We start from the raw sequence: 9,661 nt of genomic DNA on the forward strand, positions 1-9,661 counted from the left end.
GTTTTTGGTCTTTGTGTTATAAATAGTATAGCACATTAATTGAATTAGTCCATACTATTAAGTGGATAATGTGTATATTTTCCTGATAAATAGGGAAGGTATCTTTAGGAGCACAATCGGTCACACTATATACATCTTGTGGCCAGGGATTATGCGGCTGGTGGTGTAGGGGATTATGGTGGGAATAAGTTGACAGCTCACCGTTGAAACGTTATGATTAAGCGCGAACGGAAACGATCTTATCCTGAGCTGGTGGAGGGACAGGCCCTAGGAAACCCAGCAACCGTCATCCAAATGATGAAATGGTGCTAACCTGATGCAAGGCTATGGCCTTGAACGATAAGAGCGAAGGTCCTTTCCCTTTGCTCATTGTGGGAAAGGTTTTTTTATGTCTAAAATGACCTTATTGAGGGGAAACCCTATCAAACCATACAAGTAAACCAGTAAGCCGAAGCCCAACAGTTCGTGTGAGGCGGGGTGATTGATTCAATTGGAAGTTTGTTATAACTTATGCCTTCTATCTATTTAGAAAGGCTGCCGGAAGAGAACAAAGCTCCTTCTAGAAGTTTTGTCCTCTTCCGGTAAAGTTGAATCATATAAGCTACAGTAATAGATTGAAGTTCGATTCGTATTGCTGGGAGATCAGTTCCGTTAAATTCTTGTAGTGTTACTTAAGGAGGAGTCCGACAACATGGCATCTAATCGCCGACTATTTACTTCAGAGTCTGTAACAGAAGGTCATCCTGACAAAATTTCTGACCAGATATCCGATGCAATTCTAGATGAAATTCTAAAGAAAGACCCTAATGCTCGTGTAGCATGTGAAACAACAGTAACGACTGGACTGGTACTTGTTTCTGGTGAAATTTCAACCAATACATACGTGGATATACAAGCAGTCGTACGCCAGACGCTTAAAGATATTGGCTATACGCGTGCGAAATTCGGTTTTGACGCTGAAACGTGTGCCGTCTTAACCGCTATAGATGAGCAGTCTCCTGACATTGCTCAAGGTGTTGACGAAGCACTTGAAACACGTGAAGGTCAAATGACAGACAATGAAATTGAAAGCATTGGTGCAGGGGACCAAGGTCTAATGTTTGGCTTTGCCAATAATGAAACACCTGAATTGATGCCGCTTCCAATTTCACTCGCTCACAAATTAGCGAAACAGCTTACAGATGTACGTAAAAACGAAACGCTTGACTACCTTCGCCCGGATGGGAAGACACAAGTAACCGTTGAATATGATGAACAAGACCAGCCGGTTCGTATTGACACAATCGTCATCTCTACTCAACACGCACCAGAAGTCACTCTTGAGCAAATTAAGGAAGACTTAAAACAGCATGTAATCGCACCAATTGTACCTACTGAGTTCCTTGACGCTGACACGAAATATTTCATTAATCCAACTGGACGGTTCGTAATTGGTGGACCTCAAGGTGATGCTGGATTAACAGGTCGTAAGATTATCGTAGATACGTACGGAGGATATGCCCGTCACGGTGGCGGTGCGTTCAGTGGGAAAGATGCGACGAAAGTAGACCGTTCTGCTGCGTACGCAGCCCGTTATGTAGCGAAAAACATCGTAGCAGCACAACTAGCAGAGTCTTGCGAAGTTCAGCTAGCTTACGCGATTGGTGTCGCGCAACCTGTATCTATTTCCATTAATACGTTTGGCACAGGCAATGTGTCTGAGGAAGAACTTGTAGCTGCTGTACGTAACGTATTCGACCTACGTCCAGCGGGAATCATTAAGATGCTTGACTTACGTCGACCAATCTACCGTGATACTTCTGCATATGGCCACTTTGGTCGTACGGACGTTCTATTCCCTTGGGAAGCGACTGACAAAGTAGAAGAATTAAAAGCGTCCTTACAACAATAATTGAAAACTCCAGAGCAACTAGTGCTCTGGAGTTTTTTAGTTATAAACGGGATTGTTGTTCTTTATAGAATTGTCCTTTGTCTACATATTCGGTTCGGATTCGTCTCATCTCATCACGATCAGCTTCAGTTAGTTCTCGGACAACAACAGCTGGTCGACCAAATGCTAACGTACCTGCTGGAATCACTTTATTAGGCGGTACTAGGCTACCGGCACCGACAAAGGCTCCTTCTTCCACGACAGCCCCATCTAAAATAATGGAGCCCATACCAATCAAGGCCCCTTGTTTAATATGTGCAGAATGAAGGAGAACTTGGTGGCCAATCGTGACATCGTCCTCAACGGTTAACGGGAGCCCCGGACTTTGGTGGAGCATGGATTGGTCTTGTATATTGGTACGCTTACCGATGTAGGTAGGGGAAACGTCACCTCGAATTACGGTCTTGAACCAAATGCTTGCTTCTTCCTCTATGGTTACATCCCCTGTCAGGACAACATCTTCAGCGATAAAGGCAGTCTCGTGAATCGTAGGTTCTTTTCCTTTGTAGTGGTATATCATTTGAATCCTCCTTATAAATATGGTGTTATGAATAGTATACAAACTTCGTGAATGTTTAGAAAGGAATGGTAGCATGCATCGATTGGAAGCGTCAGATGGGAGAGGAACGGTTGTAATCGTTCATGGAGCCTTTGAACACGCAGGTCGGTACCATTGGTTGGCTGAACAATGGCAGGCGCATGGGTACAATGTGTTGTATGGAGATTTACCAGGTCAAGGACAATCGACAAGAAGGCGTGGCCATATACGGTCATTCAATGAATATATTGAACAAGTTTCATCCTGGGTTCATGCTGCTCATGGTCAAGGTGGACCGGTATTCCTCTTAGGTCACAGTATGGGAGGGCTTGCTGTAATACGTACATTACAAGAGAAGCCTGAACTTCCAGTACGAGGAGTGATTCTTTCATCTCCATGTCTTGGCATCGTGAACCAGCCGAACCGAATCAAGCGTACGTTAGGGAAAGGGTTAAATTACGTAGCGCCGTCCATGCTTGTGAAAGGAGCAAGTGGTACAGGGAAGGCAACGCGCAATGAAGACGTCTTAACGAAAGATAAAGAAGACACACTAATGCTCACAAAAGTGTCTGTTCGCTGGTTCAATGAATTGAATAAAGCAGTGGACCTTGCTCATAAGAAGCATGCCCAATTTCCAGATGTTCCTCTGCTCGTTCTTCAAGCGGGTGAGGATTATTATGTACAGTCTGATCGAACGCTCCATTGGTTTAATCACTTGAACATTCATGAAAAAAGTTACAAAGAATGGGAAAGCTTATACCATGAAGTATTCAACGAACCAGAACGGGAAGATGTGTTTCGCTATGCGGAAACATTTGCCCGACATCACTTAAGAAAATAGGAGGACAACCTCTTGGTACCGAGTACATCAATTGGTTTGATGTCCGTTGTCTATCGAAAGATCTTCCCCTACGTGAACAAAGAGTTGTCGTATTGGAGAGAGCGGGCCAAATCCATACCAAACGAAGAATTAAGAACTCAAGCACTCCATTCAATCCAGGATAAAACCTTTCATTGTGAAGGTGGTGGCATTTATGCATTGCTCGCCAAGAAAGAGTGGAAAGAGGCGATACGATTTATCGTCGCCTATCAGACCATTTCGGATTACTTAGATAATCTGTGTGACCGTAGTACTTCTATGGATCCTGATGACTTTCGTGCCCTTCATGACGGTATGCTGGATGCGCTTCTATTAGAGCGTCCTCATACAAATTATTATCGATTTAGAGAGGAACAAGATGATGGGGGGTACTTAAACGAGTTGATCTCGACCTGTCAATCATCCCTTCGTAAACTAGAGACTTATTCGCTCATTCAACCTTATTTACGCAAGCTTGCATCTAAATATTGCGACCTTCAAGTACATAAGCACGTTGTTCAAGATGAGCGTGTTCCAAGGTTGCAGCAGTTCTATGAAGAGCATGAACCAAGTTGGAAGGACCTTAGCTGGTATGAATTCTCAGCTTCTACAGGTTCTACACTAGGGATTTTCTGTCTCGTATCTTACGCTTTTGGTCATCCATTAAATGAAGAGAAGGTAGAAGGCATCTATCGTGCTTATTTCCCTTATATGCAAGGACTTCATATTTTATTGGATTACTACATTGACCAACAGGAAGACTTGGAAGAAGGAGATTTAAACTTCTGTAACTATTATCAACACGAGGAAGAGCTGAAATCACGTTTCATCTACTTTATAGAGAAAACGAAAAGCGGGGTGGCCCGACTGCCTTATCCATCTTTTCATCGGATGGTTTATAAAGGATTAGTCGGATTGTACTTGGCAGATTCCAAAGTATCTAGAATTGAAGGATCCCCTACTATGGTGAAAGAATTGTTAGGGGTTAGTGGGATAAGGGCGAGATTCTTCTATTTAAATACAAAGCTCTATAATCGAATGAAAACCGGACAGTAAAGCTGTCCGGTTTTTTTCTATTTCTTCTCTACGGCTACGATGAACGGAGGATTGTTCTTCTGGTTAATAAATCCGTAGCGAAGCACATTATACTGTTTTTGGTCTAATTTAGACACATACTTTAAGAGCTCTGTCTTTTCTTCTTCTCCACCTTCATGACCGTAGTAAACGACAAGGATTAAGATCCCTCGTTGTTTTAGATGCTTCAGAATGGATTGTACGGCTGGGATAGTGGAAGTGCTTTTCGTTATCACTTGTTTATCACTTCCAGGCAAATACCCGAGATTGAAGATAGCGCCGCCTAAAACGGTATCTTCTGAAGGAAGATACGTATCAAGACGGTCGTGACTGTCTAAGATGAGTGAGACATTCGTGGACTCGTGCTCAGCCAATTTCTCATCTGTATTATAAATGGCTTGCTCCTGGATATCGAAAGAGAGGACGTGTCCAGTTTCTCCGACGAGCTTACTTAGGAATACGGTATCGTATCCGTTGCCGGCTGTACCATCTACAACCCAATCTCCTTCTTCCACACTTCCGCTCAACAAGTGATGAGCATAATCTAAGATTCTTTGTAGCATTTCATTCAAGCTCCTGACTTATAATTTATTCAATAATATCGAAACGGAACTCCTACATTTACTAAACGTACGACCTTTATTAAATCATTATTTTACAAATAATTGTGTACATAGACAAGTGATAGGTGTAGGAGGTGGCGTTCCCTCCAACTGCTTCAAACATCTACTGCATTGTAGCACGTTAAATTTCCAAATACCAAGAATGAACACGTATGAATAGGAATGGGAAATAGAAGCACATTACAAATGAGGTGATGAATGATGGCAACACGTGAATCCATTGAGACATTGATGACAGAAGCCAACCAGCGTGTAGAGGAAGCTAGAGACCAATTAGACGAAGCGAATCGTATGGGGTTCCAAATGACTTCTGATTATACAGATGCACAGGTCCATCTGGAAGAAATTGAAGTTAAGATTAACAAACTCATGCATAGTGCAAATCACCAGCAGAAAGAACAGCTCCATCGTCTTCATTTGCTCGTTTCTCAATGTATGAATGATATGATTTTAGATAATCAGGACTTGACTCAATACGAAGGATAACACTCACTCCATAACTTTTTGAAGGCTGCCTTGACAACTACACATTCCTTCGTATACATTAAAAACACATACATGGCCGAAAGACGTTAAAAAGGAGTAGTAATATCCGGAGATGTAGTTAGAGAGATAGCGGTTGGTGTAAGCTATCCTTCTCCCGTATGAACTCGCCTTTTAGTTGCGAACCTGAACATAAGAGTAAGGTTCGACGTATTCCGCGTTAAGGAGAAGAGCGAGTGAAGACAATTCACTAACTTGGGTGGTACCGCGGGTGGAAGACCTCTCGTCCCAGATTGGGATGAGGGGTCTTTTTTGTATGGATTCGGCTTAGTAGTAAACATATTGGGAGGTAGTTGACGTGGCATTCGATCACATTTCGGTTGAACAGAAATGGCAACGATATTGGGATGAGCATAAGACATTCAAGACAAATAGCAAATCAGATAAGGAGAAATTCTATGCGCTGGATATGTTTCCATATCCATCTGGTGCTGGACTGCACGTAGGTCACCCTGAAGGGTATACGGCGACAGACATTCTATCTCGCATGAAGCGAATGCAAGGATATGAAGTATTGCATCCTATGGGATGGGACGCATTCGGGCTTCCGGCTGAACAATATGCGCTAGATACAGGGAACGACCCTGAAGCCTTTACGAAAGAAAATATTAATAACTTCCGTCGTCAAATTAAAGCACTAGGGTTCTCCTACGATTGGGACCGAGAAATCAACACGACAGACCCGAACTACTATAAATGGACACAATGGATTTTCTTGAAGCTTTATGAGAAAGGTTTGGCCTACATTGATGAGGTAGCCGTAAACTGGTGTCCAGCTCTAGGTACTGTGCTTGCGAATGAAGAGGTTGTAGATGGAGTTAGTGAACGTGGTGGGCACCCAGTCGTTCGTAAACCGATGAAACAATGGATGCTTAAGATCACAGCCTATGCAGACCGTCTGCTTGATGATTTGGATATAGTAGATTGGCCGGAACACATTAAGGATATGCAACGCAACTGGATTGGGAAATCTGAAGGTGCTGAAGTGCGCTTTGAGGTGAAAGGTGCGGAAGACCATATCTCCGTATTTACTACCCGCCCAGACACATTGTTTGGTGCAACCTATGCGGTTCTTGCTCCTGAGCATCCACTTGTTGAATCTGTTACTACTAAAGAGCAAGTAGACGCGGTCAATCAATACGTGAACGACATTCAGAACAAGAGTGACCTTGAGCGTACGGATTTAGCTAAAGAGAAGACGGGTGTCTTCACAGGTGGGTATGTTGTTAACCCTGTAAACGGCAAAGAGCTACCGATTTGGATTGCAGATTACGTCCTCATGAGCTACGGAAGTGGAGCCATTATGGCCGTACCTGCTCACGATGAACGTGACTATGAATTTGCGCAGACATTTGGCTTACCGATTGTGGAAGTGGTTGAAGGTGGAGATGTTGAGAAGGAAGCTTATACAGGAGATGGCAAACACATCAACTCTGAGTTTCTAGATGGTTTAGAGAAAGATGAAGCTATCCAGAAAGCAATTGATTGGCTAGAATCAAACGATAAAGGTGAAAAGAAAACCACTTACCGCCTTCGAGACTGGCTATTTAGCCGCCAACGTTACTGGGGAGAGCCTATTCCGATTATTCATTGGGAAGATGGATCTATGACTGGCGTCAAAGAAGAAGACCTTCCGCTTGAATTACCGAAGACTACAGAAATTAAACCTTCTGGTACTGGTGAATCGCCGCTTGCAAATATTGACGATTGGGTAAACGTTGTTGACCCAGACACAGGAATGAAAGGACGCCGCGAGACGAATACAATGCCTCAGTGGGCCGGCAGCTCTTGGTATTATCTACGCTATATCGACCCAACGAATACGGAAGCAATTGCAGATGAAGAACTGCTAAACGAATGGCTGCCAGTCAATACGTATATCGGTGGTGCAGAACACGCTGTTCTACACCTTCTCTATGCTCGATTCTGGCACAAGTTCCTTTATGATATTGGCGTGGTTCCTACGAAAGAACCTTTCCAACACTTATTTAACCAAGGGATGATCTTAGGTGAGAATCAAGAGAAGATGAGTAAATCGAAAGGGAACGTCGTAAACCCTGATGAAATCATTGATACACACGGTGCAGACACCCTTCGTTTATATGAAATGTTCATGGGACCTCTTGAAGCATCAATCGCATGGTCTTCTAATGGCTTAGATGGTGCGCGCCGCTTCTTAGATCGTGTGTGGCGTTTATTTGTTCAAGGAGAAAGCGAACTCTCAGACAAAGTCGTCGAACAAACAGAAGGGTCTGATCTTGAGCGTTCCTACCATAAGATGGTGAAGATCGTTACAGAGAATTTCGAACAACTTCGTTTTAATACAGCTATCTCTCAAATGATGGTGTTTATAAATGACGCATACAAGGCAGACTCGATTCCTAAAGATTATGCTGAAGGGTTCATTAAGCTACTAGCGCCAATAGCCCCTCACGTATCTGAAGAAATCTATAACCTATTAGGACACGAAGGTTCCATTGCTTATGCAACATGGCCTGTGTACGACGAAGCTAAACTTCAGGAAGATGAAGTGGAAATTGTCTTGCAGGTAATGGGCAAAGTTCGTTCTAAAGCGTCGGTACCAAAGGACGCATCGAAAGAAGAGATCGAAAAGATTGCACTTGAAGATGAAACCATCCAAGAATGGATTGAAGGAAAGACCATCCGTAAAGTCATCGCAGTGCCTGGAAAACTAGTTAACATCGTTGCAAATTAATGAAGTGATAACCATCCCTGCTTAACGGTAGGGGTGGTTTTTTAATGCCTTTTGGGAGAAATTCACACCCATAGTTGTTACAATAGCTTATGGAGAACGAAAGGCAATCCATTCAACCCCTCATTTGTATAAAACCAACTATGTTGATAGGGATAATATACCCTTAGGCGTATCCCTTGACTTTTATATTGTGCCATTTAATAATAATCGTGCCCAGATAAAAAGGAGGTTTTCTCCATGGCTGAAATTAAAGAAATGACTCCGGAAGAATTGCAACAAGCAATTGAGGAGAATCGTGCATATACCATTATCGATGTTCGTGAAGATGAAGAAGTCAGAGAAGGAATGATTCCTGGTGCGAAGCATATTCGCCTAGGTGATATTCCGATGAAAGTCGACACGTTAAATAAAGATGAAACGCATGTGGTCGTTTGCCGTTCAGGACGCCGTAGTATGAACGCTTCCGAATTTATGAAAGAAAAAGGATTTGAAGCGATTAATCTTAAGGGCGGCATGCTTGAGTGGAAGGGCGATACAACTAAACCATAAGGGGATGACGAAATGAAATGGATTGCCTTCGTTCTGCTTATTGCCCTGCTTGTTAAAGCAGTGCGGGATTACCTTGCTCCTTCTCTCTTTGTAAATGAAATAGAGGAGGGGAAAATTGAGCAGGGAGATTATTGTGTAATTGATGTAAGAGATTATATCTCTGCCCACCGGACACCTTACCCTAGCGCCGAGAATATTCCACTTGCCTACTTGTCTAGAGCCATTCATGATGAATGGGCATGTGACAAAGATATTGTCTTGATCTCTGATGATATGCGAGGGGTACGTAAGGCGGTAAAGCTCTTGCCTAAGAAACCTAATAGAAGAATCTATTATCGTAAAGCACTAGTTTAAAGAATTTGCATTTATTAATTGACATTATACAATTTAACTAGTAATATATTAATCACTGTCGCAATAGTAATTGGTTATTGCACGGCAGTGATTTTGTTTTAAAAAAAGTGTTGACGTTCTAATGTGGACATGTTACTATATTAACTGTCGATAAGGAAACAACACATTGACACATTGAACTTTGAAAACTGAACAAACGCCATGTACGTCAATTCAATTTTAATTGATTTTTTAACAAGCTAGTTCAAACACTTTTATGGAGAGTTTGATCCTGGCTCAGGACGAACGCTGGCGGCGTGCCTAATACATGCAAGTCGAGCGCAGGAAGCAACATGATCCCTTCGGGGTGATTGTTGTGGAATGAGCGGCGGACGGGTGAGTAACACGTGGGTAACCTACCCGCAAGATCGGGATAACTCCGGGAAACCGGGGCTAATACCGAATAATCCTTTGAACCGCATGGTTCAGAGGTAAA

General features: G+C 42.9%; 9 protein-coding genes, 1 rRNA gene, 1 riboswitch and 1 other annotated feature. Of the genes, 8 read left to right on the forward strand and 2 right to left on the reverse strand.

Annotated features, from left to right (window positions below; genetic code table 11):
- Nucleotides 1–236 precede the first annotated feature (236 nt).
- A riboswitch (SAM riboswitch) is annotated at nucleotides 237–346 on the forward strand.
- A 345-nt stretch (nucleotides 347–691) separates the two neighbouring features.
- Nucleotides 692–1,891, forward strand: a complete 1,200-nt coding sequence (gene metK / locus H513_RS0114735; RefSeq protein WP_026801412.1) for a methionine adenosyltransferase — start codon at nucleotides 692–694, stop codon at nucleotides 1,889–1,891.
- A 40-nt stretch (nucleotides 1,892–1,931) separates the two neighbouring features.
- On the opposite strand, the gene H513_RS0114740 is transcribed toward metK, so the two are convergent.
- The gene (locus H513_RS0114740; protein WP_026801413.1) at nucleotides 1,932–2,450 is read right to left on the reverse strand and encodes a gamma carbonic anhydrase; all 519 of its coding nucleotides are present in this window, start codon (nucleotides 2,448–2,450) and stop codon (nucleotides 1,932–1,934) included.
- 73 nt (nucleotides 2,451–2,523) lie between these two features.
- On the opposite strand from H513_RS0114740, the gene H513_RS0114745 reads away from it, so the two are divergent.
- Nucleotides 2,524–3,309, forward strand: a complete 786-nt coding sequence (locus H513_RS0114745; RefSeq protein ID WP_026801414.1) for an alpha/beta fold hydrolase — start codon at nucleotides 2,524–2,526, stop codon at nucleotides 3,307–3,309.
- A gap of 39 nt (nucleotides 3,310–3,348) precedes the next feature.
- On the forward strand, nucleotides 3,349–4,383 hold the full coding sequence (locus H513_RS0114750) for a tetraprenyl-beta-curcumene synthase family protein (protein ID WP_036770629.1): 1,035 nt from the start codon (nucleotides 3,349–3,351) through the stop codon (nucleotides 4,381–4,383).
- 17 nt (nucleotides 4,384–4,400) lie between these two features.
- Here H513_RS0114750 and mnmM read toward each other — a convergent pair whose 3' ends face one another.
- The gene (mnmM, locus tag H513_RS0114755; protein ID WP_026801416.1) at nucleotides 4,401–4,964 is read right to left on the reverse strand and encodes a tRNA 5-(aminomethyl)-2-thiouridylate-methyltransferase MnmM; all 564 of its coding nucleotides are present in this window, start codon (nucleotides 4,962–4,964) and stop codon (nucleotides 4,401–4,403) included.
- A gap of 258 nt (nucleotides 4,965–5,222) precedes the next feature.
- Here mnmM and H513_RS0114760 point away from each other — a divergent pair, with 258 nt between their 5' ends.
- The 5 genes from H513_RS0114760 to H513_RS0114780 all read left to right on the forward strand — a co-directional run.
- A complete protein-coding gene (locus tag H513_RS0114760) occupies nucleotides 5,223–5,510 on the forward strand; it encodes a DUF2524 family protein (RefSeq protein ID WP_233422725.1) in 288 nt (95 codons plus the stop codon).
- Nucleotides 5,511–5,587: 77 nt separating this feature from the next.
- Nucleotides 5,588–5,801, forward strand: a binding site (T-box leader).
- A gap of 64 nt (nucleotides 5,802–5,865) precedes the next feature.
- Nucleotides 5,866–8,283 (forward strand): leucine--tRNA ligase, encoded by a 2,418-nt coding sequence (leuS, locus tag H513_RS0114765; protein WP_026801418.1) that lies wholly within the window; start codon nucleotides 5,866–5,868, stop codon nucleotides 8,281–8,283.
- A gap of 237 nt (nucleotides 8,284–8,520) precedes the next feature.
- Nucleotides 8,521–8,832, forward strand: coding sequence for a rhodanese-like domain-containing protein (locus tag H513_RS0114770; protein WP_026801419.1), 312 nt, complete (start codon nucleotides 8,521–8,523; stop codon nucleotides 8,830–8,832).
- Nucleotides 8,833–8,844: 12 nt separating this feature from the next.
- Nucleotides 8,845–9,186, forward strand: a complete 342-nt coding sequence (locus tag H513_RS20395) for a rhodanese-like domain-containing protein (protein ID WP_051240050.1) — start codon at nucleotides 8,845–8,847, stop codon at nucleotides 9,184–9,186.
- A 253-nt stretch (nucleotides 9,187–9,439) separates the two neighbouring features.
- Nucleotides 9,440–9,661, forward strand: a 16S ribosomal RNA gene (locus H513_RS0114780); the annotation flags it as partial.

This window comes from Pontibacillus halophilus JSM 076056 = DSM 19796, assembly GCF_000425205.1.
Classification (GTDB): domain Bacteria; phylum Bacillota; class Bacilli; order Bacillales; family BH030062; genus Pontibacillus_A; species Pontibacillus_A halophilus.

Coding starts and splice junctions, on each gene's coding strand:
- metK (WP_026801412.1), top strand. CDS start 692: ATGGCATCTAATCGCCGACTATTTACTTCAGAGTCTGTAACAGAAGGT.
- H513_RS0114740 (WP_026801413.1), bottom strand. CDS start 2,450: ATGATATACCACTACAAAGGAAAAGAACCTACGATTCACGAGACTGCC.
- H513_RS0114745 (WP_026801414.1), top strand. CDS start 2,524: ATGCATCGATTGGAAGCGTCAGATGGGAGAGGAACGGTTGTAATCGTT.
- H513_RS0114750 (WP_036770629.1), top strand. CDS start 3,349: ATGTCCGTTGTCTATCGAAAGATCTTCCCCTACGTGAACAAAGAGTTG.
- mnmM (WP_026801416.1), bottom strand. CDS start 4,964: ATGCTACAAAGAATCTTAGATTATGCTCATCACTTGTTGAGCGGAAGT.
- H513_RS0114760 (WP_233422725.1), top strand. CDS start 5,223: ATGATGGCAACACGTGAATCCATTGAGACATTGATGACAGAAGCCAAC.
- H513_RS0114770 (WP_026801419.1), top strand. CDS start 8,521: ATGGCTGAAATTAAAGAAATGACTCCGGAAGAATTGCAACAAGCAATT.
- H513_RS20395 (WP_051240050.1), top strand. CDS start 8,845: ATGAAATGGATTGCCTTCGTTCTGCTTATTGCCCTGCTTGTTAAAGCA.